This window comes from Mesorhizobium sp. CA13 (genome assembly GCF_020165235.1).
GTDB lineage: Bacteria > Pseudomonadota > Alphaproteobacteria > Rhizobiales > Rhizobiaceae > Mesorhizobium.
Genome location: NZ_JAIUHS010000023.1, coordinates 13,173 through 36,756, shown reverse-complemented (window position 1 = coordinate 36,756; position 23,584 = coordinate 13,173). Strand labels below are relative to the sequence as shown.

General features: G+C 63.9%; 28 protein-coding genes. 12 read left to right on the top strand and 16 right to left on the bottom strand.

Annotated elements, in window-relative coordinates:
• Positions 1 to 238: 238 nt before the first annotated feature.
• Positions 239 to 745, bottom strand: coding sequence for an Hsp20/alpha crystallin family protein (locus LB566_RS29760; RefSeq protein WP_224629706.1), 507 nt, complete (start codon positions 743 to 745; stop codon positions 239 to 241).
• A 76-nt stretch (positions 746 to 821) separates the two neighbouring features.
• A complete protein-coding gene (locus LB566_RS29755) occupies positions 822 to 1,292 on the bottom strand; it encodes an Hsp20 family protein (RefSeq protein WP_224629704.1) in 471 nt (156 codons plus the stop codon).
• 65 nt (positions 1,293 to 1,357) lie between these two features.
• Between LB566_RS29755 and LB566_RS29750 the strand changes: the two genes are divergently transcribed.
• Complete coding sequence (locus tag LB566_RS29750) at positions 1,358 to 1,876, top strand: DUF982 domain-containing protein (RefSeq protein WP_224629707.1); 519 nt, start codon at positions 1,358 to 1,360, stop codon at positions 1,874 to 1,876.
• Positions 1,877 to 1,986: 110 nt separating this feature from the next.
• On the opposite strand, the gene LB566_RS29745 is transcribed toward LB566_RS29750, so the two are convergent.
• Both LB566_RS29745 and LB566_RS29740 read right to left on the bottom strand, forming a co-directional pair.
• Positions 1,987 to 2,265, bottom strand: coding sequence for an usg protein (locus LB566_RS29745; protein WP_224629702.1), 279 nt, complete (start codon positions 2,263 to 2,265; stop codon positions 1,987 to 1,989).
• Between the two features lie 24 nt (positions 2,266 to 2,289).
• Positions 2,290 to 2,631 carry a hypothetical protein gene (locus LB566_RS29740; RefSeq protein WP_224629700.1) on the bottom strand — a complete coding sequence of 114 codons (342 nt, stop codon included), beginning with the start codon at positions 2,629 to 2,631 and terminating at the stop codon, positions 2,290 to 2,292.
• Positions 2,632 to 2,961: 330 nt separating this feature from the next.
• Between LB566_RS29740 and LB566_RS29735 the strand changes: the two genes are divergently transcribed.
• The 5 genes from LB566_RS29735 to LB566_RS29715 all read left to right on the top strand — a co-directional run bounded on the left by LB566_RS29735 (position 2,962) and on the right by LB566_RS29715 (position 5,997).
• Positions 2,962 to 3,276, top strand: coding sequence for a co-chaperone GroES (locus tag LB566_RS29735; protein WP_140549409.1), 315 nt, complete (start codon positions 2,962 to 2,964; stop codon positions 3,274 to 3,276).
• 57 nt (positions 3,277 to 3,333) lie between these two features.
• Positions 3,334 to 4,965 (top strand): chaperonin GroEL, encoded by a 1,632-nt coding sequence (gene groL / locus LB566_RS29730; protein WP_224629698.1) that lies wholly within the window; start codon positions 3,334 to 3,336, stop codon positions 4,963 to 4,965.
• 72 nt (positions 4,966 to 5,037) lie between these two features.
• Positions 5,038 to 5,250 carry a hypothetical protein gene (locus LB566_RS29725; RefSeq protein ID WP_140549411.1) on the top strand — a complete coding sequence of 71 codons (213 nt, stop codon included), beginning with the start codon at positions 5,038 to 5,040 and terminating at the stop codon, positions 5,248 to 5,250.
• A gap of 89 nt (positions 5,251 to 5,339) precedes the next feature.
• Positions 5,340 to 5,720, top strand: coding sequence for a helix-turn-helix transcriptional regulator (locus LB566_RS29720; protein WP_224629696.1), 381 nt, complete (start codon positions 5,340 to 5,342; stop codon positions 5,718 to 5,720).
• Positions 5,701 to 5,997, top strand: coding sequence for a DUF982 domain-containing protein (locus LB566_RS29715; RefSeq protein WP_224629694.1), 297 nt, complete (start codon positions 5,701 to 5,703; stop codon positions 5,995 to 5,997). Before LB566_RS29720 ends, LB566_RS29715 begins: the two co-directional genes overlap by 20 nt.
• 134 nt (positions 5,998 to 6,131) lie before the next feature.
• Here LB566_RS29715 and LB566_RS29710 read toward each other — a convergent pair whose 3' ends face one another.
• Both LB566_RS29710 and LB566_RS29705 read right to left on the bottom strand, forming a co-directional pair.
• A complete protein-coding gene (locus LB566_RS29710) occupies positions 6,132 to 7,586 on the bottom strand; it encodes an ROK family protein (protein ID WP_224629691.1) in 1,455 nt (484 codons plus the stop codon).
• Between the two features lie 35 nt (positions 7,587 to 7,621).
• Entirely contained in the window at positions 7,622 to 8,530 is a 909-nt protein-coding gene (locus LB566_RS29705) for a tagatose-bisphosphate aldolase (protein ID WP_224629687.1), read from the bottom strand.
• A 283-nt stretch (positions 8,531 to 8,813) separates the two neighbouring features.
• On the opposite strand from LB566_RS29705, the gene LB566_RS29700 reads away from it, so the two are divergent.
• The 5 genes from LB566_RS29700 (at position 8,814) to LB566_RS29680 (ending at position 13,028) form a co-directional block, all read left to right on the top strand.
• Positions 8,814 to 9,719 (top strand): sugar-binding transcriptional regulator, encoded by a 906-nt coding sequence (locus LB566_RS29700; RefSeq protein ID WP_140549416.1) that lies wholly within the window; start codon positions 8,814 to 8,816, stop codon positions 9,717 to 9,719.
• 114 nt (positions 9,720 to 9,833) lie between these two features.
• Positions 9,834 to 10,010 carry a hypothetical protein gene (locus tag LB566_RS29695; protein WP_224629685.1) on the top strand — a complete coding sequence of 59 codons (177 nt, stop codon included), beginning with the start codon at positions 9,834 to 9,836 and terminating at the stop codon, positions 10,008 to 10,010.
• 138 nt (positions 10,011 to 10,148) lie between these two features.
• The gene (locus LB566_RS29690; protein WP_224629683.1) at positions 10,149 to 11,126 is read left to right on the top strand and encodes an ABC transporter substrate-binding protein; all 978 of its coding nucleotides are present in this window, start codon (positions 10,149 to 10,151) and stop codon (positions 11,124 to 11,126) included.
• Between the two features lie 101 nt (positions 11,127 to 11,227).
• The gene (locus LB566_RS29685) at positions 11,228 to 12,289 is read left to right on the top strand and encodes an ABC transporter permease subunit (protein WP_140500436.1); all 1,062 of its coding nucleotides are present in this window, start codon (positions 11,228 to 11,230) and stop codon (positions 12,287 to 12,289) included.
• Complete coding sequence (locus tag LB566_RS29680) at positions 12,282 to 13,028, top strand: ATP-binding cassette domain-containing protein (protein WP_140500435.1); 747 nt, start codon at positions 12,282 to 12,284, stop codon at positions 13,026 to 13,028. The genes LB566_RS29685 and LB566_RS29680 overlap by 8 nt, the downstream gene beginning before the upstream one ends.
• 12 nt (positions 13,029 to 13,040) lie before the next feature.
• Here LB566_RS29680 and LB566_RS29675 read toward each other — a convergent pair whose 3' ends face one another.
• The 6 genes from LB566_RS29675 to LB566_RS29650 form a co-directional block, all read right to left on the bottom strand.
• Complete coding sequence (locus tag LB566_RS29675) at positions 13,041 to 13,547, bottom strand: L-2-amino-thiazoline-4-carboxylic acid hydrolase (RefSeq protein WP_224629681.1); 507 nt, start codon at positions 13,545 to 13,547, stop codon at positions 13,041 to 13,043.
• Positions 13,544 to 14,335: an ATP-binding cassette domain-containing protein gene (locus LB566_RS29670; RefSeq protein WP_224629678.1), complete on the bottom strand. Its 792-nt coding sequence runs from the start codon at positions 14,333 to 14,335 to the stop codon at positions 13,544 to 13,546. The genes LB566_RS29675 and LB566_RS29670 overlap by 4 nt, the downstream gene beginning before the upstream one ends.
• Positions 14,332 to 15,183 (bottom strand): ABC transporter ATP-binding protein, encoded by an 852-nt coding sequence (locus tag LB566_RS29665; protein ID WP_224629676.1) that lies wholly within the window; start codon positions 15,181 to 15,183, stop codon positions 14,332 to 14,334. Before LB566_RS29665 ends, LB566_RS29670 begins: the two co-directional genes overlap by 4 nt.
• Entirely contained in the window at positions 15,180 to 16,010 is an 831-nt protein-coding gene (locus LB566_RS29660) for an ABC transporter permease (protein ID WP_224629673.1), read from the bottom strand. Before LB566_RS29660 ends, LB566_RS29665 begins: the two co-directional genes overlap by 4 nt.
• A complete protein-coding gene (locus LB566_RS29655) occupies positions 16,007 to 16,993 on the bottom strand; it encodes an ABC transporter permease (protein ID WP_224629670.1) in 987 nt (328 codons plus the stop codon). Before LB566_RS29655 ends, LB566_RS29660 begins: the two co-directional genes overlap by 4 nt.
• A gap of 261 nt (positions 16,994 to 17,254) precedes the next feature.
• Positions 17,255 to 18,865 (bottom strand): ABC transporter substrate-binding protein, encoded by a 1,611-nt coding sequence (locus LB566_RS29650; RefSeq protein WP_224629667.1) that lies wholly within the window; start codon positions 18,863 to 18,865, stop codon positions 17,255 to 17,257.
• 362 nt (positions 18,866 to 19,227) lie between these two features.
• Here LB566_RS29650 and LB566_RS29645 point away from each other — a divergent pair, with 362 nt between their 5' ends.
• Positions 19,228 to 20,415, top strand: coding sequence for a M24 family metallopeptidase (locus tag LB566_RS29645; RefSeq protein WP_224629664.1), 1,188 nt, complete (start codon positions 19,228 to 19,230; stop codon positions 20,413 to 20,415).
• Positions 20,416 to 20,528: 113 nt separating this feature from the next.
• On the opposite strand, the gene LB566_RS29640 is transcribed toward LB566_RS29645, so the two are convergent.
• The 4 genes from LB566_RS29640 to LB566_RS29625 are packed head-to-tail and all read right to left on the bottom strand — an operon-like array spanning position 20,529 to position 23,574.
• Positions 20,529 to 21,041, bottom strand: a complete 513-nt coding sequence (locus LB566_RS29640; RefSeq protein WP_224629661.1) for a hypothetical protein — start codon at positions 21,039 to 21,041, stop codon at positions 20,529 to 20,531.
• 19 nt (positions 21,042 to 21,060) lie between these two features.
• Complete coding sequence (locus LB566_RS29635) at positions 21,061 to 21,495, bottom strand: cupin domain-containing protein (RefSeq protein WP_224629658.1); 435 nt, start codon at positions 21,493 to 21,495, stop codon at positions 21,061 to 21,063.
• A gap of 2 nt (positions 21,496 to 21,497) precedes the next feature.
• On the bottom strand, positions 21,498 to 22,367 hold the full coding sequence (locus LB566_RS29630; protein WP_224629655.1) for a phosphoenolpyruvate hydrolase family protein: 870 nt from the start codon (positions 22,365 to 22,367) through the stop codon (positions 21,498 to 21,500).
• Between the two features lie 10 nt (positions 22,368 to 22,377).
• Positions 22,378 to 23,574 carry a Tm-1-like ATP-binding domain-containing protein gene (locus tag LB566_RS29625; protein ID WP_224629652.1) on the bottom strand — a complete coding sequence of 399 codons (1,197 nt, stop codon included), beginning with the start codon at positions 23,572 to 23,574 and terminating at the stop codon, positions 22,378 to 22,380.
• Positions 23,575 to 23,584: the final 10 nt, after the last annotated feature.

Genomic DNA, 23,584 nt, shown 5'->3' with positions numbered 1-23,584 from the left:
CCACCCCACAAAAGCAAATCCTCTCCCCCAACCAAACCCAATCCGCCCGCCAGAACCATACAAGCCAAGCAAAAGCGTTCACGGAGCCAGCCAAACCGAGCCACCGCACAAAGACAGACCTGTCGCCGAAGATAATCCAGCCGGCGAAGCGATCGCGTCCGCAGTGTAAGCCGTCAACACTGCCGTCTCGACCTAAACCGGCGGGTGGGCTTGTCCCCCACCGCCGGCATAGGGTCGCTCAACTCTTGATCTCGATGCGCTTTGCCTGCGCTTGCGCTTTCGCGGTCTTCGGCAGGGTCACCGTCAGCAGGCCATTCCTGAAGCGCGCTTCGACCTTGTCCTGCTCGACCTCGGCGCCGAGCGGAATGCGGCGCTCGAAACGGCCGTAGTAGCGTTCGGAGAACTGGCGCTCCTTGTCCTCGCTCTCGGACCGCTTTTCGCCCTTCAGGGTCAGCACGCCGTCATCGAGCAGGACCTCGATGTCCTTCTCCTCCATGCCGGGCACCTCGGCCGTGACACGGACCTCCTTTCCGCTGTCGGAGATCTCGACGCTAGGCCAGCGTCCGCCATCGGCGGCAACCGACGACAAGGACGGCAGCCCCGAGCCGAAACCACGGAAAACATCGTCGAAAAGGCGGTTCACCTCGCGGTGCAACGACATGAACGGATCACGTTCGCCATCGCGCAAAAGGCCGGGGACCTGGCCGCGTTCCCGGCCAAAAGGAATGAGATCACGTACGCTCATTGTCTTTCTCCTCTTTGCTTGCGTCTCACCACCGGACGACCGGCGTCCGGCGGTGGCAGCTTTGACCCGGAATGCCTCAGGCCGCCTGTTTCTCCACTGGGACGGACTTTTCCTTGGCTTTGGCCATGCTGGTGCCGATCTCGATCTTGCGCGGTTTCATCTCTTCGGGAATCTCGCGCTGGAGATCGACCGTCAGCAGACCGTTGACGAGGCCGGCGCCGGTCACCTTCACATGGTCGGCAAGTTCGAAGCGCCGCTCAAACGGCCGTCCGGCGATGCCGCGATGCAGGTATTCGCCATTGTCCTCTCCGGCACGCTCGCCGGCGATTACGAGCATGTTGGGCTCATGAACGATGCTCAATTCGTCTTCACTGAAGCCGGCTACCGCCATGGTGATGCGATAAGCGTCGTCACCGGTCCTGGAAATGTCGTAGGGCGGCCAATTGTCTACATTCGCCGTCCGACTGGCATTCTCCAGGAGGTCGAAAATACGGTCGAAGCCTATGCTCGACCGATAGAGTGGTGAAAAGTCGAAAGCGGTTCTCATAGCCATATCCTCCTTCGCTGAGCAACATGGGTACGAGGAGTGCCAAGGATGGGCACTCCTTGACCATGCCGGCCCTTCCGGCGCCGGCGGATTCGATCTGGGAACTGAGGGGTCTGGCGTCAAGAGGCCTGATCGAAGGTCTCGCCAAAATCCGGCGGCCCTTGACGCCGCCTGAACCGATGACCATCTCGATCGCGGATGGACGGTCGCCGATGATTCCATCCGATTGCTTACTCGCAAAAAGACGTCAAAAAACGGAGGAAGTGATGAACGATATTCGGTTCCCTCAGCCGATTACGCTCGAATTCTCGAATGCGCCCCGCAAGATCGCCAGCAGCTTCGAGGCTCTGGAATGCCTGGATCAACAATGGCCGAAATGGGCGCGTGGCCCAAGCTGGCGCGCCGCCGACCGTGCGTGCCGCGATGCGCTGGATGGCTGGCGCAGCGGGCGTGCTGCCTACAAAGCTTTCTTGAAGGCGGCCAAGCGAGCCGGCCTGACGAGAGGCCGCCCTCCTTCGCTTCGCCAACCCCGCTCCGCGAGGATGCCAGGGGCGGTCCGGCCAATGGCTGTCGGAGCAGGATGACATGGATCCCACCACTTATCCTGCTCGGAAGCTCTGACTTTAGGTATGCGCGATCGGGCCTTTGAGCGCGCCGCGTCGCAGGCGACGCGCTTCAGGTTTTTTTGATCCGCTCAATGGATGGCAACGATGCCGTCAACGGCGCGCCATTCCGATGGTGTGATCAGGCGATGATGGGCGACGCGCACGGAGTGCAGCGTGCCGTCCAGTTCGCTTTCCCAATAGCCAAGGAAGCCCTTCAGCTCCGGGAACTCGGGAGCGAGGTCGTATTCCTGCCAGACATAGAGCTGCAGCAGGTTGGGGTAGTCGGGCATATGATAATGAATCTCGGCCGTGGTCAGGCCGTAGCCATCCATCTGCAGGCGGAATTCTCTGCTGACCGCAGTCACCATATGCTTCTCCTTTCGTTTATGAGATCACGCATGCATCCTGGCGAAGTCGTGGCGGAATTCGTCCGGCGTCGACCGGGACGCCGACGCGTCGATGTCGAGCTTGCACAGGGCCTCCATGATCTGGTCGAAGGAAACCGGCCGCTCGACTCCCTGCGGCAGGCGCAGTTCCGGCATCGACTCCACCGCGCAGGCGTCCGAGGCCCAAGACGACAGGATCGCCCGCTTTTCCCAAAGGTCGAGCGCGTCGTCTGCCAACACCTCGTTGGGATGTTTGAAGTGCCTGGCCGGCGAAAGCAGCCGGTCAAGCGGGATGTCGGGCATGTCGGTCAGGGAAGGCATGATCGGCGAAAGTTTCTGTCGGTCCATTGTTGTGCTCCGTTCGCAAAACTCCTCGATAGCGTCCAGGTTCCGGCTGCGCTTCGGCAGCGCGGGCCAAAATAATTTTGTTGGCTCCTTTCGAAAATTCAAGCGATGAAATCGTCGGCCTGGTCAGAATTTCCTCATGATAACAGTGTGTTGGCACTCTCATGTGGCGAGTGCTAAAATTTTTGCGCAGACCTCTTGAAAGCGGAAAGCTGCAAAACTAGCTCGATATGCGCGCGCGATGCTGAACAAGGTCGCGGCACCCCGAGCCGGCCGATATTGCCGGTCCGGCGCGGAGGAACCTCAAACTGTTTGTCCTTGAAGGAGAACGACATGACGTTTCGCCCGTTGCATGACCGTATCCTGGTCCGCCGCATCGAAGCCGAGGAAAAAACGGCCGGCGGCATCATCATTCCCGATACAGCCAAGGAAAAGCCGCAGGAAGGCGAGGTGATCGCCGCCGGCCCTGGCGCGCGCAACGAAGCCGGGCAGCTTCAGCCGCTCGACGTCAAGGTGGGTGACCGCATCCTGTTCGGCAAATGGTCCGGCACCGAGATCAAGCTCGGCGGCGAAGACCTTATCATCATGAAGGAAAGCGACGTGATGGGTGTGATCGAGCAGACCGCAACGATGAAGAAGGCCGCTTGACGGCTTCTTGCGAGGTTACCAGTCAACGAAAGCTGCCTAAAGCGAAGGAGTGATCCAATGGCTGCCAAGGAAGTGAAATTCCATACCGAAGCCCGCGAGAAAATGCTGCGCGGCGTCGACATTCTGGCCAATGCGGTGAAGGTGACGCTCGGTCCCAAAGGCCGCAATGTCGTTATCGACAAGTCCTTCGGCGCGCCGCGCATCACCAAGGATGGTGTGACGGTGGCCAAGGAAATCGAGCTGGAAGACAAGTTCGAGAACATGGGCGCACAGATGGTGCGCGAGGTGGCGTCGAAAACCAGCGACTTGGCTGGCGACGGCACCACAACCGCGACGGTTCTGGCCCAAGCCATCGTAAAGGAAGGCGCCAAGGCCGTGGCATCGGGCATGAATCCGATGGATTTGAAGCGCGGCATCGACAAGGCCGTGGAGGCGGTCGTCGCCGAACTGAAGGCCAATGCCCGCAAGGTGACGAAGAACGACGAGATCGCCCAGGTCGGCACCATCTCGGCCAATGGCGATGCCGAGATCGGCCGCTTCCTCGCCGAGGCGATGGAGAAGGTCGGCAATGAAGGTGTCATCACGGTGGAGGAGGCCAAGACCGCCGAGACCGAACTCGAGGTGGTCGAGGGCATGCAGTTCGACCGCGGCTATCTCAGCCCGTACTTCATCACCAACCAGGACAAGATGCGCGTCGAGCTCGAAGAGCCTTATGTGCTGATCCACGAGAAGAAACTGTCCAACCTGCAAGCCATGCTCCCCGTTCTCGAGGCCGTCGTACAGTCGGGCAAGCCTTTGCTGATCATTGCCGAGGATGTGGAAGGGGAGGCGCTCGCCACGCTGGTTGTCAACAAATTGCGCGGCGGCCTGAAGGTCGCGGCCGTCAAGGCGCCTGGCTTCGGCGATCGCCGCAAGGCGATGCTGGAGGATATCGCCATCCTCACCGGCGGCACGGCGATCAGCGAGGATCTCGGCATCAAGCTCGAGAACGTCACGCTGCAGATGCTGGGCCGCGCCAAGAGAGTGGTGATCGAAAAAGAAAATACCACCATCATCGACGGCGTTGGCCGCAAGGAAGAGATCCAGGGCCGTATCGCCCAGATCAAAGCCCAGATCGAGGAGACCACCTCCGATTATGACCGCGAGAAATTGCAGGAGCGGCTGGCGAAGCTCGCCGGCGGCGTCGCCGTCATCCGCGTCGGCGGTTCGACGGAAGTCGAGGTGAAGGAGCGCAAGGACCGTGTCGACGACGCGCTGCATGCGACCCGTGCGGCGGTCGAGGAAGGCGTGCTCCCCGGTGGCGGCGTCGCGCTGCTTCGGGCCGCCAAGGCGCTTGATGGCTTGGTGATCGACAATGCCGACCAGAGGACCGGCGTGGAGATCGTGCGGCGCGCAATCGAGACCCCGGTGCGCCAGATCGCGGAGAATGCCGGCGCCGAGGGCTCGATCATCGTCGGCAAGCTGCGCGAGAAGAGCGAGTTCGGCTGGGGCTGGAACGCCCAGACCAACGAGTTCGGCGATCTCTACGGCCAAGGCGTCATCGATCCGGCAAAGGTCGTACGCGCCGCGCTTCAGGATGCCGCTTCCGTCGCCGGCCTGCTGGTCACCACCGAGGCGATGGTGGCCGAGAAGCCAAAGAAGGAAGCCGCCGCCCCTGCCATGCCCGCCGGCGCGGGCATGGACTTCTAGGACGATGGGAGACTGCCCGCTCCCTCGAATGGGAGCGGGCGCTTCCCGGGGAAAGTTTGGAGAGAGACCATTATGACCGGCATCGGTTCCGTTCCGGCGCCCACGCATCCGGCAAACGAATTTCTCGCCTACGAGGCAGAATGCAGGAGCGTGCTGGGACCATTGCTGACGGGCGTCCTCGACATGGCGGAGTCCGCGGGCTGGAGCCGCCGTACCGCGGCCTCGACGCTGATGTTTCTGGCGGCTCAGCATGTGTCGGCAGCTTCGGAAGGCTCCGGCGGCTGAATACAGGGGTGGAGGACGCCGTGGTCGGCGCAATTCGCGGAACGCCGTGGTGAACGATGGACGGATGTCCGGTCGGGAAGAGGACCGACATGATCGCGGGCCAATGGCGTGAATGCCTGAAAACGTTGAGGTGGAAAGCGGCAGACCTCGTCGACGAGCTTGGTTGCCCGCAAAGCCAGGTCGCCGCCTGGCTCGATGGGCGGACGCTCCCGCCGCTTTCCGTCGTTGCCTGGCTCGAGGCGCTCGCCAGGGCGCATAGGGCGCTGCCGGCGCCGGGCTGGGGCTCGCCAATGGTCAAGCCAAGTCCGGTCGAGGCGGCCGAGATCAGGCTCGCGGCTGGTGAAAATCCGACGACGCCGGCGCACCCGCCTTATCCGCGCCGACCTGTCATCGCGCACCAGGCTGCCCGACATGCTTCGGTTCGTTTGCCGTCGAATGGAGGTTTAAATCATGGCACAGATGCGCTTTGAAGAACCCGTGACGATCCTGGTCGGAATGGGGCTTCCGGTGACGATCGAGACTGCGATGGAAGCATATGCCGTGCTGCAGGACTGGCCCGTTGCCAGCCGGAACGGCGCCCATGCCGTCGCCCTCAACGCTTGCAAAGCCGGTATTGCCGGCGAGATCGATGCGGAAACCGTGCGGGCGACCTTGATCGCCTTCGCGCGCCGCAATGACATTCTGGTGCCGAATATGATCTCGCCTGCGAGTACGGCGCCTGGCGGCCGCGCCGTACGAACAGATTGAGGATCTCGGATTGAGGATATGTTCGCCACCTATCGCCCGCAGCGCTTCACCGTCGGCTATTGACCGGACAGGCCCGGCAGCTCGAAAACGGCTTTCGAGCTGCCGGGCTTGACTGCTTCCTGTCCATCGACGCTCTAAACGCCGCCCGGCATCATCGCTCGCAGCCACGCGATGATGGCATCGAAGTCGATCGGCTTCGTCGTGTCGACGTCGAAGAGCGGGCCGCGCCGCAGCGGTTCGGCGCGCCCAGCGAGTTCGATCAGTTCGGGGATATAGGCCGCGCCTGGATGGCCGGCGGGGCGCTGGCCGAGCCGGGCGCCATAACGTTCAGCCAAAACTTCGCCGGGCGCGTGGCACCAGATTTCAAAGGTCTGTTCGACACCGGCATTCCTGAGATGATCCTCAAGCAGCTCGCGCGGCTGGAAACCGAACCAGGCGTCGACGATGAATGTGGAGCCCGCTGGGGCTTCGCCGACGACTGACCAGATCGCCTGATAGCTGGCGCGGCCGAGCGTGCGGTTGAATGCGCGGTCGCCGCCGCCGAGCACCTCGAGAAACGGATTCTTGATCGTATCGAGCGCAAGCAACGGCCATCCCGTACGGTCGGCTATGCCGCGCGAGACCGTGCTCTTGCCGCTGGCCGGGATGCCGTTGACCAGCACGGCGCGCCTGGCGCCCCCGGTTTGGACAAAAGACCGGCCCAAAATCGGCGCGGGCGCCATGTCTGTTCCGGCCAGCGCCTGCAGTCCAGCGCCGATCACGCCGGCCTCGTCGCCGAGCTGCGCGGGCTCGACCGGGCATTGATACCAGGGCGCCAGGGCCGGCGCACGGCCGAGCGCCTTGTGTGCCGCCCGGCCAAGGCCGCCGCCGAGCAGGACGAGATCGGGGTCGAACAGGGCGACGCTGGTATCGATGGCGGCACGCAAGGGCGTTGCCCACGCTTCCAGTATAGCGCGCGCCTGGATGTCTCCGGCGGCGTCGCGGGCAAAGAGCTGGTCGACCGAAAGATCGGGACGCAAGCCGGCCCGCGCAATATGACGGCCGAGCGCGGTGCCCGAACTGGTGGTCTCGACACAGCCGCGCCGGCCGCAGGCGCATGTCTCGCCATTGACATCGACGGTGATGTGGCCGAGCTGCCCGGCCGTTGCCCGGCCACGCAAGATCCGCCGATCTTGAGCGACGGCGCCGCCAATGCCGGTGCCGATGGTGAACATGGCGATGTCGTCGTGGCCCCGGCCGGCGCCGAGCGCCATCTCCGCGACCAGTGCCATGTTGCAGTCATTGTCGATGACGACGGGCTTGCCGGCCATGTCCTCCAGGCGCTGCGCCAGCGAGACGGAGGCCAGATTGACGTAGCCGCCGGACAGGACCGCGCGGCGATGCGCGTCGACGCGGCCGGGAACACCGATGCCGATGGCTGAAACCTCAGATGTATCGAGCCGGCGCACCATCCCGGCGATCCGCGAGAGCACAAGCTGCGGGTCTGGCGCGCTCTTTTCGGACAGCCGTTCGAGGATTTCGCCGGTGCCCGAAATGCGGGCGGCCCGCAGATTGGTGCCGCCTATATCTATCCCTATGCTGAGTGGCATGACGTCCTGCACGTGCCGGTGATCCAACGCGGATATCAGGCGGCGGCCTTGCGCCGGTGATGCCCGATTACCGCCTGGATCTCACGCAATCGCGGCACCGCGATGGTCTTAAGCCTTTCGCGCTGAATGTCACGATCGAGAGAGATGCAGTCCTTCCACAGCGAGCGGCCGGCGATGACGCCGGAGGCGCCGTTCTGCATGGCAATCTCGACCTGGCCTAGGAAGGTGGCGTGGTTGACGCCGGCCGAAAGCACCGCCCACGGCACCTCGCCGGCCATTCTCGTGATGTTGGCACAGGCTTCCGGCGTTCCGGGATACGGAAGCTTCAGCACCTTTGCCCCGCACTCCAGCGAGATCCTTGTGCCTTCCTCGACAAGCCACGGGGTCTTCGCCGCATAATCTTGCGGGCTTTCGCCTTCGAGCTGATAAGTCAGGAATTCGACGACGAGCAGCAAGTCTTCCTGCCCGAAATCGGCGATGCATTGGCGCAGGATGGCAATGTTGTGCTCATTGGCTTCGGGCTTGTCGGCCCGCAGATACACCATGATCTTGCCGCCCGTGCCGCCCAGCTCGCGCACGCGGCGCGCATCGATACCGGGGACAAGGCGCGACAGGCGATAGCCTTCAGGCGAGACGTCGAAACCCGAGGCGTCGAGACCGATAAGCAGCGCGGTATCGCGGTTCAGCACGCCCTCCTCGACGACCCGCGGCACCGCGCAGAGCGGGTCGAGCAGTACGCAGGACGCAGCACTTGCAAGGTAGCGCGTGATGTCGGCCTTGGTATCGCCGAGCATGTCGTTGGTGATCCTGGCCTGTTCGGCCGGATCCGCCGCCAGCAAGGTGCGCATGCCGCCGCGCTGGTCGCAGGCGATGGCCACCATGGCCCCGTCCTTGCCGCATATCTGCTGATAGCCGCGCAGCTCCGCGGTGGTCATCTTTGTCATGGTCTCTGTCCGATGTTGGCGCTCTCTGGCCGAGGGCGCGGATCCCGTGGAAACAAGAATGTTCAGTTTGCCCGCCTGCCGGCAGGGGAGAATTGCCGTCTTGATGCGCCGTCGATTGCCCGGAAAAGCACACCTTGCCGGCGCCTGGGCAGGACGGCCTCAAGTTGCGAGTTCGCCGGATTTGCGCGATAACTCCCATCGGCGTATACGTGTGTAACACGTTGCTGAAAGGAATTGCAAGCTGGCTGCCCCTCCCATTCAGGATGCGACCGCATCGCGCACGATGCTGCACACGGTCGCCAAACTGCATTACGAGGCGGAGATGTCGCAGGTCGACATCGCGCGGCAGCTCGGCGTCTCCACCGCGACCATATCGCGCCTCTTGCAGCGGGCGCGGGCGGAAGGGATCGTCCGTATCGAGGTTCTCGATCTGGCGACACCGGAGGAGATCACCAGACAGCTGATCGATAGGCTGGGTCTCCGTGACGCTGCGGTGGTCGAAACGCCGGCCGCAGGCGCACTGACGGCGCTGGCCGGTCCGCTCGGCGGCTTGCTCAAGCAGGCACAATTGGTGGCCGGCTCCGTGGTCGCCATCGGCTGGGGGCGCGCGGTGCGCGAGGTGATCCGCGCCGGCTTGCCGCGTGTTCCGGGCGTGCTGACCGTTGCCGCCACCGGCGGCATGCAGCAGCACGCGGCGCATTTTCAGGTCAACGAATTCGTCCGCCTCGCCGCCGAGGAGTTCGGCGGCACGCCGCACTTCATTCATGCACCCTATCTGCCTTCCAGCGAATTGCGTGAGGTCTTCCTTGGTGATGCCGCCATCAGCGATGCCGTCGCGCTGTGGGACAGGACCGATGTCGCGATCGTCGGCATCGGCCTGCCGCATGCCATCAATGCACCCGAGGCGAGCGCAGCCACGCCGAGCGAGCAGGCACTGGTCCATGCGGCCGGCGATGTCCTTCGGCACTATTTCGATGCCGATGGCGCGCTGATCGCCTGGGAAGGAGAGGGCCGGATGATTGCCATGTCGCCGGCGCAGCTCCGCGCCGTACCGTTGGTGATCGGCGTCGCGGCGTCACCGGAAAAGGCGACGGCCATCATCGGCGCCGCTCGCGCCCGGCTGATCAACACCGTGATAACGGATACGAAGACGGCACAAGCCATCCTCGCTGCCCTGCCGCCGCGATAGTGCCCGCCCAACGCGCCACGGCCGCCTACCAATTCGCGACGGCGATTTTACGAAATCGGTTGTGCCGCCGAGAAGTCGAGGCAATAGTTCGCCGGGACTTTGTGGAGCAGTCGGATGTTGCGTGAAAAATCCGGCGTTGCGACCCGGGAAACCGAGTTGCAATTTATTTCTGCAAAGTGTTACAAGTTTGTGAGCTTGGCATGCGATGCATGCCGGGTGCTGTGGTTCTCTGACCTCGCGGAGGGCGAAGAAGCGACCACGGCTATCGTATCGGTCGGCTGGACCGGCTGACATATCGACTGGAGGGCGCTTGGGAGGAGCTGCCCGCGAAAAGCAAACAGGCGTTCCCGGCCGTCTTGTCCCAAGCGGATGACGGCCATTCGATGTCACTTGCAACGGCAGATCTGCCAACACAATGAGGAGGATGTCATGAAGAAGATCGTTGCCGCGCTCGCGGCTCTCGCCGTCAGCGCGTCGGTGCTTATCGCGCCCGCGCAGGCGCAAGACAAGAAATATACCATCGCGCTCGTTCCGGGCCTGACCACCGACGGTTTCTACATCACCATGCGCAAGGGTGCCCAGGCCGCAGCCGACGCGCTTGGCGTGAACCTGGTCTTCCAGGGCGCTCCTGAGTTCAATCCGGTCACCCAGGTGCCGGTGCTCGACGCGGTCATCGCCAAGAAGCCGGACGCGATCCTGATCGCGCCGACCGACAAGGTCCAGTTGGTCGAGCCGCTGCGCAAGGCCAATGACGCAGGCATTCCGGTCATCACCGTGGATACCTTCATCGGCACCGGCGCCTATCAGACCGGCGCGGGTGACGCCGATTTCCCCCTGGCCTACATCGCCTCGGACAATGTGCTGGGCGGCGAGATCGCGGCGCGGGCGCTTGCCAAGGCCGTCGGCGACAAGGGCAAGGTCTATGTCTCCAACGTCAAGCCCGGCATCTCGACCACCGACCAGCGCGAGGAAGGCTTCAAGAAGGAGATGGCCAACCATCCCGGCATCACCGTTCTCGAGACCCAGTTCAATGATGACGATGCCAACAAGGCGGCCTCGCAGCTGCAGGCGGTGTTCGCGCGCAACCCCGACCTCGTCGGCGTGTTCGGCGCCAATCTGTTCTCGGCGCTGGGCGCCGCCAATGGCGTCAAGCAGGCAGGGCAGACGGGCACCGTCAAAGTGGTTGCCTTCGATGCTCCGACCAGCATCGTCGACAACATCAACACCGGGCTTGTGGATGTGGCGATCGCCCAGCATCCCGCGGAGATCGGCTACTTCGGCGTCGTCTCGGCCTATGCCCACCTGACCGGCCAGTCCATCCCGGTCACGATCGGCACCGGCTTCACGATCATGGACAAGTCCAACATCGGCGATCCGAACATCTCGAAGTATCTCTACTCCGAGTAAGTCCGGACCAACTTGGCTCTTCCCGGTGCGCCGGGAGGAGCCCGTGTCGGTCCCCGCCAGAGGCGGGACCTGTTTGAAGGCAGCCGCGCCGCGGAGTACTCATGACCTCGACATCACCAGCACAGCCAGCCGAGAAGCATGTCGCTCCCCAGGCCGACCACGGCGATCCGGCCAGGAGCTGGATCGCACGCATCGCCGAGGGGCGCGCCTGGCTGTTTCTCGCAGGCCTGATCATCTGTTTCGAGATCTGGTCGCGAAGCGCCTTCGGTGCCACTTTCGTGCTCAATCCGTTCAATCTGCAATCCATCGCGATCTTCGCCGTGGCGCCGCTGCTTTTGGCGACCGGGCAGACCTTCGTCATCATTTCAGGCGGCATCGACCTGTCGCTCGGCTTCATCATGGGCTTGGCCGCGGTCATCGCCGCGCATGCCACCAACATGGCGGGCGCCGCCATTCCGTTGCCGTTGGCCATGCTTGCCGGCATCCTTGCCGCGGTGATCGTGGCCGGCGTGCCCGGCGTCATCAACGGCTTGCTGATCTCGCGGCTCAGGGTCCCGCCCTTCATCGGCACGCTCGGCATGTTCGGCGTCGCCCGCGGTGTCGCCTTCCTGCTTGCCGGCGGCACGACGGTGCCGGTACAGAACTCCTGGTTCGCACTGCTCGGCAACGGCAAGTTCCATGGCGTGCCCTATCTGGTGATGATCGCCGCCGTCTTCGTCGTCGTGATGCACTATCTGCTCAGCCAGACCCGGTTCGGCCAGCACAATTACGCCATCGGCGCCAATGTCCAGGCCGCGCGCCGCGCCGGCATCGACATCAGGGGCCATATCCTGCGGCTCTATGTGCTGTCGGCAATGTGCGCCGGGCTTGGCGGCGCGCTCTATGCGGCGCGCTTCACCGCCGGTGCCGCGCAGGCCGGCGAACCCCTGCTGCTCGACAGCGTCGCGGCGGTGGTGATCGGCGGCGCCAGCCTGTTCGGCGGCTCCGGCACCATTTTCGGCACCGTCGCCGGCGCGCTGGTGATCGCGGTGATTCAGTACGGGCTGGTGTTCGTCAATGTCGAGCCGTTCTGGCAGTTCATCGCGGTCGGCGTCGTCATTATCATTTCCGTTCTCATCGACCAGGCGCAGCGCCGGTTCAGTGGAGCCCGTCAGGATGAATAGCACCGAGCCCCTTCTCGAAGTCCGGAACCTTTCCAAGCATTTCGGTGCCGTGCGGGCGCTCAATGATTTCTCCATGGCCGTGCGGCCGGGCGAAGTGGTGGCGCTTGCCGGAGACAATGGCGCCGGCAAAACGACTCTGATCAAGGCAATATCGGGCGTGTTCCAGCCGACGGGCGGAGAAATCCTGCTCAGAGGTCAGCCGGTGGCTTTCGCCACGCCGCAGGAGGCGCGCGAAAAGGGCATCGAGACGATCTACCAGGATCTCGCGCTGGCCGATAATTTGTCGATCGGTGCCAACATCTTCCTCGGCCGCGAGCCCATGCGCAAGGCATTCGGTTTCCTGCCAGTGCTCGACCGCAAGGCCATGGCCGAGGCCGCCAGGGAGACGATGAAGCGGCTGGACTTCCACGTCAGCCGACTGAATGCGCCGGTCAGCAATTTCTCCGGCGGCCAGCGGCAGGCCGTGGCCATCGGCCGCGCCGTCTACTGGGATGCTCAGATCCTGATCATGGATGAACCGACGGCCGCGCTCGGCGTGCCGGAGCAGCGCAAGGTGATTTCGCTCATCCACCAGCTCAAGGCGCAAGGGCGCGGCGTGATCTTCATCTCGCATAATTTGCAGGACATCTTCGCCGTTTCCGATCGCATCGTCGTGCTGCGGCGCGGGATCCAGGCCGGCGAGCGCAAGATCTCCGAGACCAACCATGATGAGGTCGTCAGGCTGATGGTCGGCGGCTAAGGCCACCAATTGCTAGCCGGCATCGCGGTTGGTCAGCGCGATATGGCAGCAGCCGCCGCCGTGGCCGGGCGTCCAGGTGACATTGTCGAAACGCACGCCGGTCGCCTCGAACAGGCCGCGGTCGAAGGCGCCGGCGATGCGGCAGAGCGTGGCGAGTTTTTCCTCGCCGACGCCGGCCTCGACCCAGGCATCCTTGAGAGGGCAGCGTTTCACCTTGAAGGCGATGCGGTCGGGCCCGCGTTCGACATCGGTCGGATACATCCGGCCGTCATCCGGGCTGACCGACAGGAAAGCTTCGCCGATTGAGCGCGCGTCGTTGGGACCGAATGCGGCGAAGGCCGCGGCGGCCACTTCCTTGCCGCGCTGCTCGATGGTCCGGGTCATGATCGCCTCGGCTCTTTCGGCGCCCAGCTCTCCGGTCAACTCATCCAGGAACAGGCGATAGAGGTCGGCCCGGTTGCGGAATGCGGAATCGAGTTCGCGCGACAGTTGCTCGGCTCTGGCTTGGGGGTCGGTCATGATGCTTCCTGCGTGGTTCTTCTGAGCTTTGGCGTGGCCGCCACGAGCGCCTTGCCGATAGCCGATCGCGGCCCATCGATGACGGCGCGGGCATCGCCGCTCTCGGCAATCCGCCCGCCGTCGAGAAGGATGACGCGGTGGGCTACGGCCCTGACGACGCCGAGATCATGCGAAATAAAGAGATAGGCGATCCGTTCCTGGCGTTGCAGGTCGAGCAGAAGATCGAGGATCTGTCCGCGCACCGAAACATCGAGCGCCGACACCGCTTCGTCGAGCACGATCAGCGAGGGTTTCGGGGCTATGGCGCGGGCAATCGCCACCCGCTGCCGCTGGCCGCCCGAGATTTCGTGGATGGAGCGCGAGGCAAGCTCCGCCGCAAGGCCGACGCGCTCCAGCAGGGCGGCGATGCGACGCGGGCGCTCGGAACGGGAGGCGACGCCGTGGATGCGCAAGGGATCGTCAAGCACGCGCGCCACCGTGGCGCGCGGGTTGAAGGCGGCAAGCGGATCCTGGAACACCATCTGCAAGCGAGCGCGACGCGCACGCAAGCCGGCGCCGCCCAGAGCCAGGAAATCATGGCCTTCGAAGTCGATCCGGCCGGCATCCGGCTCGATCAGCCGCAACACCAGTCGCGCGATCGTCGACTTGCCGCTGCCGGAGGGTCCGGCCAGCGCCAGCGTCTCGCCGGGCCTGATTTCGAAGGAAACATCGTCGACCGCGTTAACCGTCTTGCCGCCACGGCGGTAGTGCCTGGTCAGGTTGGAAACCGCCAGCACAGGGGCGCTCATGCGATCATACCGTGGTGCAGCGGTTCGGCGTCGAGGCCGATATGGGCGTCGAGCAGCGCGCGCGTGTAGGCTTCAGTTGGCGCACCGACGATCTGTTGCGTGGCGCCAAGTTCGATCAATTCGCCATGCCGGAATACGGCAATGCGGTCCGCAAGCTCGGCGGCCAGCGCAATGTCATGACTGATGAACAGCAGCGTCATGCCGTCTTCTGTCGCCAGCCGCCGGATCAGCGAGACGATCTCGGCCTGCACGATGGTGTCGAGCGCGCTGGTCGCCTCGTCGGCGATCAAAAGTCTCGGACCGGCTGCGATCGCGGCTGCAATAGCCACACGCTGCTTCTGGCCACCGGACAGCTGATGCGGATAGGCGCGCAGGGCGGAGTCCGGATCGGGCAGGCGGACGCGTTCGAGCAGGGTTCTGGCTTTGGCGAAGGACTGCCGCCAGTCGAGGCCGAGATGCGTATGCACGACTTCCGCGATTTGTTTGCCGATTGGCATGACCGGATCAAGGCTGGCGGAGGGATCCTGGAAGACGAAGCCGATGTCCTTCCCCAGGAGGGGGGTGCGGCTCGGTTTGGAGGCAGACTTTTGCGGGTGGTGCTCTACGGGGGGAGCCTTGGCACACAACGTCGACGAAAACCAATCAGTCTGGCCTCCTACCTTGGCAGACTGCGGCAGGAGTCCCGCAATCGCCAGCGCCAGCGTGCTCTTGCCGGAGCCACTTTCCCCGATGATGGCGAGCCGCTCGCCAGCCGCAATGTCGAGGCTGATGGTCTTTAGCGCGGCGACCTCGCTGCCATCGCGGCGGTAGCTTACCGCCAAGTCGCGGATCGAAGCCAGCGCGGTCACGACAGGCCTCTTCTGACCGCCGTCGTCTCGACGATGCCTTCGCCGGCGAGGTAAACACCGAGCACCGTCAGAACCAGTGCTATGCCGGGTACGATCGACAGGAAGGGCGCGGTGCGCAGCACCGCGCGGCCCTCTGCTATCATGCCGCCCCAGGTGACCCGATTGGGGTCGCCAAGGCCGAGGAAGGACAAAGCCGCCTCGGTGAGGATCGCTGCTGCCACGATCACCGAGGACAGCGCCAGCACCGGCGGCAAGGCATTGGGCAGTACCTCGCGAAAGGCGATTTCCAGCGGATGCATGCCGATGACGCGCGCGCCGGCGACGTAGTCGCGCTCACGGATCGACAGCACTTCCGCGCGGGCCACGCGCGCGGGCCCGGTCCAGGTGCCGAGCGCTATTGCCGCCACGACGACGCCGAGCGAAGGGCCGACCACGCTGACGAAGGCTAGCGCCAGCAGAAAGCCCGGCACGGTCTGGAAGGCATCGGTGACGCGCATCAGCGCCTCGTCGGTCAGGCCGCCGGCAAAGCCGGCCAGCGTGCCAACCACCGCGCCAACCGCAAGAGCGGCAGCGGCGGCCGCCACGCCGACGGCCAGCGACGTGCGAGCACCATGGAAAAGCTCGGCCAGCACGTCACGGCCGAGGCGGTCCGTGCCGAGCGGCAGCGACCAGTCCTGGAAGGGCGGCAGCAGCGCCGGGCCGGCGATGGCTTGCGGGTCGCCCGGGAACAGCAGCGGCGCCGACAGGGCCATGGCGCACAATGCCGCCAGGAGGATGGCGCCGGCGACCGACTCCGGCGTGCGCAGAAAGCGGCGAAGCGTGCTCATGTGCCGGCCTCGCTGGCACCGACGCGCGGGTCGAGAAAGGCATAGGCGATATCGACGAGAAGATTGATGACGATGACCAGCACGGCGCTGACGAGGATGATGCCGAGCAGCAAGGGCGTGTCGCGCGCGGCCACCGCTTCCTGCGCCAGCCGGCCGAGACCGGGCACGGCAAAGACACTCTCGATGACGACGCTGCCGCCCAGCATCTGCGCCGACTGCAGGCCGAGCATCGTGACCAATGGCAGCAGCGCATTGCGGGCGACATGGGCAAGCACGATGCGGCGGCGCGACAAGCCCCTGGCGCGGGCGGCCAGCACGAAGTCCTGCCGCCAGACCTCGGCCATGCCGGCGCGCATCATCCGCAAATAAAGCGCCAGGTAGATGAAGCCGAGGGCGCAGACCGGCAGGACGAGATGGATGGCGATGTCGGCCGCGCGGTCGAGGCCGGCCTTGCCGGAGGCGATGGTCTCGATGCCGCCGATTGGCAGCCAGCGCAGGTCGACAGCGAAGACGACGATCAGCACCAGGCCGAGCCAGAAACCCGGCACGGCATAGAGCGCCAGCGAACCGATGGAGAGAAAACGGTCGCGAAAACTGCCCGGCCTGGCGCCCGCATAGATGCCCAGCGCCGAGCCGAGGCCGAAGGAAAGCGCGGTGGCGCTGCCCATCAACCACAGCGTGGTCGGCAGGCGCTCGAGGATCACGTCGCGGATCGGCCGCGAAAAGGTGACGGACTGGCCGAGATCCAGATGCAGCAGCGTCCAGAGATAGTTGGCGAGCCGCGTCAACTCCGACTGGTCGAGGCCCCAGCGATGGCGCAGCAGCTCGATCATGCCGGCATCGCCGCCGGTCGAGACGATATAGGCATCGACCGCGTCGCCGGGGGCCGCTTCGAGCAACAGGAAGGTGCCGATGACGACGATCAAAAGCACGAAGACGCTGCCGACGAGGCGACGGCGGAGGAGCGTGAGGGCGCGGTTCATGCGGGTCTCGAACGCGCGAGGGGACAGAAGGAAATGTCACGGCGAGGCACCCCTCTCTGTCCTGCCGGACATCTCCCCCTCAAGGGGGGAGATTGGCTGTCATCAACGTCTTCGCCAATCCCCAACTTTGCAGAATTGGCGAGCTGGACAAGCTGCTGATCTCCCCCCTTGAGGGGGAGATGTCCGGCAGGACAGAGGGGGGCCTCGTAGAGCTCGACGTCTACGATCATTTCCTCGCGAACTTTCATCCGCGAAATACTGTCACGATTCCAAATACGTGTCCGCCCAGTTCGACACCGCCCAGCGCGGGTTGTTGGCGATGTTGCCGACCGTGTCGCGGGCGACGCTGATGAAGCTCCATTCGGCGACGTTGATCAGCGGCAGGTCGGCTGCCACCTCTTTCTGGAACTCCTTGTAGAGGTCGGTGCGGGCGGATGTGTCCAGCGTCTCGGATGCCTTGGCGATGAGCGCGTCCAGTGCATCGTTCTTGTAGCCGCCCTGGTTGGAGAACGGCACGCCGTCCGGAATGCCGCTCTGCACCAGGATGGTGGTGGAGATCGCCGGGTCGCCGCGGAACACCGGCGGGCCGACGGCGAGGTCGAAGGCGTGGTCGGTGTAGACCGCCTTGATATGCGCGGCGGAATCGTTGTTGACGAGCTCTGCGTCGATGCCGATGGCGGCGAGCGCCTGGCGCAGATAGTCGCCGAACTGTTTTGTTTCATTGAAATAAGGCGCCGGCAGCAGCTTCAGCGAGAACCGCTTGCCGTCCGGACCTTTCTTGTAGCCGGCCTCGTCGAGCAGCGCATTGGCCTTGGCCACGTCGAAAGCATAGGTCGGCACATCGGCGGTATAGAACTGCGGATCGTTCTTCGGCACCGGGCCGGTGGCGGTGGCGGCATAGCCGAGGAACACCGTCTTGACGACGAAATCCTTGTCGATGGCATGCGCGATGGCCTGGCGCACCTTGAGGTCAGCGAGCTCCTTGCGGCGATGGTTGATCTCGACGACGAGTTGGTAGGTCAATCCCTCATAGCCCTTGGTGATGACCTTCAGGCCCGGCACTTTCGAGATGCGGTCAAGATCGGCCAGCGGCACGGCGGAGAAGGCGGCGAGCTGAATCTCTCCGGCCTCCAGCGCGCTCGCCGCCGAGGTGCGGTCGGGCAGCACCTGGTAGATGATCTCATCGAGATAGGGTTCGTCCTTGCCCCAATAGTCCGTGTTCTTCGTCAGCCGGTAGTATTGGCCGGCCTTGTATTCGGCGAACTTGAACGGCCCGGTGCCGATGGGCGCGTTGTTGGCCGGGTTGTCCTCGATCTTGCCGACTTCGTAAATGTGCTTCGGCACCACGCTGCTCAGCGCCGGCAGAGCGTTGCGGATCAGCTGGAAGGGCGTCGGCTTGGCGAATTTGAACACGGCGGTCAATTCGTCAGGGGTATCGACCGCGGCAAGATCCTTGAACACGGTGCGGCCGAGATTCTGCAGCGGCTTCCAGATCTGCAGCGCCGAGAAGGCGACGTCGGCCGAGGTGAACGGCTTGCCGTCATGCCATTTGACCCCCTCACGCAGTTTGAAGGTCGCCGACAGCCCGTCGACGGCACCTTCCCAACTGACCGCCAGCCGCGGCGCAAGCCCGTCCTTGCCCTCGAAAGAGGCTTCGGCCAGCGTTTCGACGATCTTGCTGGAGATGAAGAAGACGCCGTTGGAGGCGACGATGGCCGGGTTGAGGTTGCGCGGCTCGGAATCGGCGGCGAGCACCAGCCGGCCACCCTTCTTCGGCGTCTGCGCCCAGCTCGAGGTCGGCATCGCCGTGGAGGCCAGAAGCATGGCAGAGCCGGCAAGCACCGTGCGGCGTGAAATCCTGAACTCCGGCATCATCCTATTCCCCCTCTATCTCATATCTTCCACGGAGGCCTTTCGGGCGTTTCCATGCACGTTTGATTATGGGCCTTGCCGAGGCTTTCGCCAGAGACGGAATTGGCGCATCGTGGCGTGGCTTTGAAATTTTTGTTCGCTGGACCAGTTACGGGAGAGTGGTCGATAGACCTGGCCCGGTAAGACCAGATCAGGTGGTACGCCTCAAATGACTGGGATCGGTGACGCGCGCCCAGTCGGGCGACCCTGTTTCTGGCTGGACCAGATACACCAAAATGGTGCAGATTTGACCTGAAGTCGGGAGATCGGGATCAGGCAGCCGGCAGTCCAGCCGATCCGCGCGGACATTCAGGGAGAGAGACATGAACATAGCTCCGGGCAAGAACGCCGTCGGCGACATCCCATTCGACCACGCCAGGGTCGATAGGCTTATGGAAGAGGCTGATATCGACGTCCTGCTCGCGACATCCAAGCACAACACCCAATATCTGCTCGGCGGCTACAAGTTCATCTTCTTCGCCGCCATGGATGCGATCGGCCACAGCCGCTATCTGCCGATCGTGATCTACGAAAAAGGCGGCCCGGACCACGCCGCCTATATCGGCAACCGCATGGAGGGTGGCGAACACCAGAACCACCCGTTCTGGACGCCGACGCTGCATGCCGCCTGCTGGGGCACGCTCGATGCCGCCAATCTCGCCGTCGAGCATGTGCGCAAGATCGGCAAGGCGGACGCTCGCATCGGCATCGAGCCGGGTTTCCTGCCGTCGGACGCCTATGCCCTCATCCGCAAAGCGCTCCCCGACGCCAAGCTGGTCGATGCCACCGGCATGCTGGAGCGCATGCGCGCCATCAAGACCGAGGCCGAACTGGAGAAACTGCGTATCGCCTCCGAGCTGATCACCGATTCCATGCTGGCCACCATCCAATGGGCACGCGAAGGCACGACCAAGAGCGAGATGATCGAACAGCTTCGGCGCGAGGAAACCAATCGCGGCGCGCATTTCGAATATTGCCTGCTGACGCTGGGCTCCAGCCACAACCGCGCCGCCTCGCCGCAGGCGTGGAAAAAGGGTGAAGTGCTGTCGATCGATTCCGGCGGCAATTATCATGGCTATATCGGCGACCTCTGCCGGATGGGCATTCTGGGCGAACCGGATGCCGAGCTGGAAGATCTCCTGGCCGAGGTCGAGGCGGTGCAGCAGGCGGCGTTCTCGAAGGTGAAGGCGGGTACGCTGGGCGGCGACATGATTTCCCATGCCGAAGGCGCGCTGAAAAAATCCAAGGTCGCGCCCTACACGGATTTCTTCGCTCACGGCATGGGCCTGATCACGCATGAGGCGCCGTTCCTGATGACCAACCATCCGGTGACCTATGAAGGCACCTATGCGGCCAAGCCGCTGGAGCGGAACATGGTACTGTCGGTAGAGACGACCATGCTTCACCCGACGCGCGGCTTCATCAAGCTGGAGGATACGGTGGCGGTTACCGATACCGGCTATGTGATGTTCGGGGATCGGGGTCGGGGATGGAACCGGGGTGGCATGTAACCTGCCACATTACAAATGAGCGTGCCGGTCTCGATTGTCTCTAAAGCGCGTCGCGTCGAGACGAATTCATGCGCGGTGCTTTGTCGTTGCCGCTCACTTTTGCGCGACATGCATTAAACCATTCCTGTGCAGACGACTTCCAATCTTCCGTCGATCGTCTGGGTGCAGCATATGGTAAGCCCCTCGGATGCGGAGACCACAGCGCAATCGGATGCAAACGTTGACGCCCACGGACTGCCGGACTTGGCGTTGCGATGGAACCAGGAAAGTTGGCTCTGAAGCCCGGCCATGATCATAAGCAGGGCATTGATGTCACGTTGATCCGGCGAGGGCGGTGTAAAAGCGATCTTGACCAGCGGATGCTTGTGGTCTTTGCAGTTGACCGTCCGTATCTGCTCGACCGTCTGGATCAAGCTCAGCGGCACGGGTATCCAGGATTCACAGGACAGATCGGTCGAAAAGAGAAGCGTTGACGGATCGGCGTCGTTGGCCTTGACAATACCGCCGACTGCCATGGCCGGGTTGCCGTCCGGCAGGCTGCCCGTTGCGAGCTTTTCCACGAATTCCTGGGGACTGAACCGCGTCATCGCACGATCGTTCTCTCTCAAGGAGGTATGCTGGAACATAGCATATCGGAAGGGCGCCTCAAAGTCGCGAGCGAGGGGAATTCCCGGCCGGCAGCAACCTGAAATCCGGCAGTTCGCGCAATCCCAATTCCGGCCCTGCCGGTGAATAGACGACGAACAGCTGCATCGGCCCTTCGCCGGTGTTGAGCGTCGAGTGGAAGCGGCTCTCCGGTACGTAGATGGTGCAGCCGGGGCCGACCTTCTCGACAACCGGATTGCCTTGCTCGTCCTCGACCATCTGCTCGCCATGACCGGAGATGACGAAGATGATTTCTTCCGCGCCCGGATGGTTATGACGGGTATGGCCCTTGCCCGAGGGCAGGTCGACCACGCCGCCGGAAAAACGGGTCGCGCCGTTCACTTCCGGGGCGACCGTCAGCGACAATTTTCCCCAGTCGAACCCGAAGGCGCTGACATCCTTCGGATACACGAACATCTTGCTCTTGTCGGTCATTCTCATGATCCCTTCTTTTTCTTCGTGGTCGTCTTCAGGCCGCCAAGCGCGACGGCCTTGAAATCGGCGGTCTGCCGGGCGATCGCCGCTTCCGCCGGCAATCGCTCCATCGAGCTCGCGCCATAGAAGCCGTGCAGCCCCTTGCAGCGTTCGAGGATGTAGCGGGCGTCGTCCGGCATCGAGATCGGCCCGCCATGGCAAAGCAGGATGACATCCTTGCGCACCGAACGGGCCGCTTCGGCGATCGCGTCGATGGCGACCACGCAATCGTCGAGCGACTTGGCAGAGGTGGCGCCGATCGAGCCCCCTGTCGTGACGCCCATATGGGCGACGATGATATCGGCGCCGGCCCTGGTCATGGCGCGCGCCTCGTCCGGGTTGAAGACATAGGGCGTGGTCAGAAGATCGAGCTTGCGGGCTTCGGCGATCATGTCGACCTCAAGCCCAAAACCCATGCCGGTCTCCTCGAAGCTCTGTCGCATGCTGCCGTCGAACAGGCCGATGGTGGGGAAATTCTGCACCCCGGAAAAACCCATCGTCTTCAGTTCGGAGAGCAGCAGCGGCATGATGACGAACGGATCGGTGCCGTTGACACCGGCCAGCACTGGCGTCTTCCTGACCACCGGCAGCACCTCGTAGGCCATCTCCTTGACGATCTCATTGGCATTGCCATAGGCGAGCAGGCCCGCGGCCGAACCGCGGCCGGCCATGCGGTAGCGGCCGGAATTGTAGATGATGATGAGGTCGATGCCGCCGGCCTCTTCGGCCTTGGCCGACAGGCCGGTGCCGGCGCCGCCGCCGACGATCGGCACGCCCTTGTCAATCATTCCCCTGAATTTCTTCAGTATGTCCTTGCGCGGTATTGCCGGCATGTCTTGGATCTCACTGTCTGGCGATTTCGAGGAAAGCCGCGACCGCGGCCTTGGCGAATCGGGGATCATTGATGTGCAGCGGCAGGCGCGTCAGCCGGCGCGTCGCGTTCGGCTTGATCGTGCGCTCGATGGCTTCGAACAGGGCGGCATCGGCTTGCGGGTCGAAGAAGGCGCCGCCTTCGATGTCGAGCGCGGAGACGCCTTTCTCCGGGATAAGGAAATGCACGGGCCCCTCGCAGCGGGCGAGCCTTGTGCCGATCCACCCGCCGATCTTGCGGCATTCCTGCGCCGTCGTGCGCATCAGCGTGACGTTCGGGTTGTGCTCGTAGAACAGCCGCCCGCGATAATGGTCCGGAATGGTCGAAGGCGCCCAGAAATTGACCATGTCGAGCGCGCCGACCGAGCCGACATAAGGCAGGCGGGTGCGGGCAACGGCACCGAAACGATCCTCCGTCGCCGGCAGCACGCCGCCGAACAGGAGATCGCAGACCTCCGTGGTGGTGATGTCGATGAGGCCGGACAGCAAGCCGCTGTCGGCCAGTTTTTCCATGCTGCGGCCGCCGGTACCGGTGGCGTGAAACACCATGCAGTCATAGGTCGAACGGAGCTGATCTGCGATTGCCGTCACACACGGCGTGGTGACGCCGAACATGGTGAGGCCGATCGACGGCTTGCCCTCGGGCGGCGGCGGCGGTCCGGCGGCCATGCCCGATATCGCCTGGGCCGCATTGTGCAGAACGACACGCGAGAGCTGGTTCAGCCCGGCCATGTCGGTCACCGATGGCATCATGATGATGTCCGAGATGTCGACATAGGGCGCGGTGTCGCCGGAAGCGAGCGTCGAAACCATGACCTTGGGCAGGCCGAGCGGCAGCGTGCGCATTCCTGCGCTGATGATCGACGTGCCGCCGCCGCCGCCGATGCCGATCATGGCGGCAATGTCGTTTCGCGATTGGGCAAAGCGAGCGAAGGCGATGCCCATGGCGGCGACCGCCGCGCCGCGGTCATTGCCGGCGAGCACCGCGTCTCGCCCGCCAGGATGGTGGCCTGCCACATCCTCAGCGGCAATGTCGACCGGAACGCTCGCGCCGCGCGTTCCGACGTCGACCCGGCAGACAGCGGCACCCGTGGCGGCGATCGCGTCGGCCAGGAAGGCAAGTTCCTCACCCTTGGTATCCGCGGTGCCCACCACATAAATGCGCTTCATCGATGCCTCC

Bases quoted from the DNA above. Each gene is read 5' to 3' on its own strand.
- LB566_RS29655 (WP_224629670.1), bottom strand. From the start codon at position 16,993: ATGAACCGCGCCCTCACGCTCCTCCGCCGTCGCCTCGTCGGCAGCGTC.
- LB566_RS29650 (WP_224629667.1), bottom strand. From the start codon at position 18,865: ATGCCGGAGTTCAGGATTTCACGCCGCACGGTGCTTGCCGGCTCTGCC.
- LB566_RS29710 (WP_224629691.1), bottom strand. From the start codon at position 7,586: ATGCCACTCAGCATAGGGATAGATATAGGCGGCACCAATCTGCGGGCC.
- LB566_RS29625 (WP_224629652.1), bottom strand. From the start codon at position 23,574: ATGAAGCGCATTTATGTGGTGGGCACCGCGGATACCAAGGGTGAGGAA.
- LB566_RS29645 (WP_224629664.1), top strand. From the start codon at position 19,228: ATGAACATAGCTCCGGGCAAGAACGCCGTCGGCGACATCCCATTCGAC.
- LB566_RS29755 (WP_224629704.1), bottom strand. From the start codon at position 1,292: ATGAGAACCGCTTTCGACTTTTCACCACTCTATCGGTCGAGCATAGGC.
- groL (WP_224629698.1), top strand. From the start codon at position 3,334: ATGGCTGCCAAGGAAGTGAAATTCCATACCGAAGCCCGCGAGAAAATG.
- LB566_RS29715 (WP_224629694.1), top strand. From the start codon at position 5,701: ATGGCACAGATGCGCTTTGAAGAACCCGTGACGATCCTGGTCGGAATG.
- LB566_RS29705 (WP_224629687.1), bottom strand. From the start codon at position 8,530: ATGACAAAGATGACCACCGCGGAGCTGCGCGGCTATCAGCAGATATGC.
- LB566_RS29695 (WP_224629685.1), top strand. From the start codon at position 9,834: ATGTTGCGTGAAAAATCCGGCGTTGCGACCCGGGAAACCGAGTTGCAA.
- LB566_RS29700 (WP_140549416.1), top strand. From the start codon at position 8,814: ATGCTGCACACGGTCGCCAAACTGCATTACGAGGCGGAGATGTCGCAG.
- LB566_RS29660 (WP_224629673.1), bottom strand. From the start codon at position 16,010: ATGAGCACGCTTCGCCGCTTTCTGCGCACGCCGGAGTCGGTCGCCGGC.
- LB566_RS29725 (WP_140549411.1), top strand. From the start codon at position 5,038: ATGACCGGCATCGGTTCCGTTCCGGCGCCCACGCATCCGGCAAACGAA.
- LB566_RS29690 (WP_224629683.1), top strand. From the start codon at position 10,149: ATGAAGAAGATCGTTGCCGCGCTCGCGGCTCTCGCCGTCAGCGCGTCG.
- LB566_RS29750 (WP_224629707.1), top strand. From the start codon at position 1,358: ATGCCGGCCCTTCCGGCGCCGGCGGATTCGATCTGGGAACTGAGGGGT.
- LB566_RS29745 (WP_224629702.1), bottom strand. From the start codon at position 2,265: ATGGTGACTGCGGTCAGCAGAGAATTCCGCCTGCAGATGGATGGCTAC.
- LB566_RS29670 (WP_224629678.1), bottom strand. From the start codon at position 14,335: ATGAGCGCCCCTGTGCTGGCGGTTTCCAACCTGACCAGGCACTACCGC.
- LB566_RS29760 (WP_224629706.1), bottom strand. From the start codon at position 745: ATGAGCGTACGTGATCTCATTCCTTTTGGCCGGGAACGCGGCCAGGTC.
- LB566_RS29630 (WP_224629655.1), bottom strand. From the start codon at position 22,367: ATGCCGGCAATACCGCGCAAGGACATACTGAAGAAATTCAGGGGAATG.
- LB566_RS29685 (WP_140500436.1), top strand. From the start codon at position 11,228: ATGACCTCGACATCACCAGCACAGCCAGCCGAGAAGCATGTCGCTCCC.
- LB566_RS29740 (WP_224629700.1), bottom strand. From the start codon at position 2,631: ATGGACCGACAGAAACTTTCGCCGATCATGCCTTCCCTGACCGACATG.
- LB566_RS29680 (WP_140500435.1), top strand. From the start codon at position 12,282: ATGAATAGCACCGAGCCCCTTCTCGAAGTCCGGAACCTTTCCAAGCAT.
- LB566_RS29635 (WP_224629658.1), bottom strand. From the start codon at position 21,495: ATGACCGACAAGAGCAAGATGTTCGTGTATCCGAAGGATGTCAGCGCC.
- LB566_RS29640 (WP_224629661.1), bottom strand. From the start codon at position 21,041: ATGTTCCAGCATACCTCCTTGAGAGAGAACGATCGTGCGATGACGCGG.
- LB566_RS29720 (WP_224629696.1), top strand. From the start codon at position 5,340: ATGATCGCGGGCCAATGGCGTGAATGCCTGAAAACGTTGAGGTGGAAA.
- LB566_RS29675 (WP_224629681.1), bottom strand. From the start codon at position 13,547: ATGACCGACCCCCAAGCCAGAGCCGAGCAACTGTCGCGCGAACTCGAT.
- LB566_RS29735 (WP_140549409.1), top strand. From the start codon at position 2,962: ATGACGTTTCGCCCGTTGCATGACCGTATCCTGGTCCGCCGCATCGAA.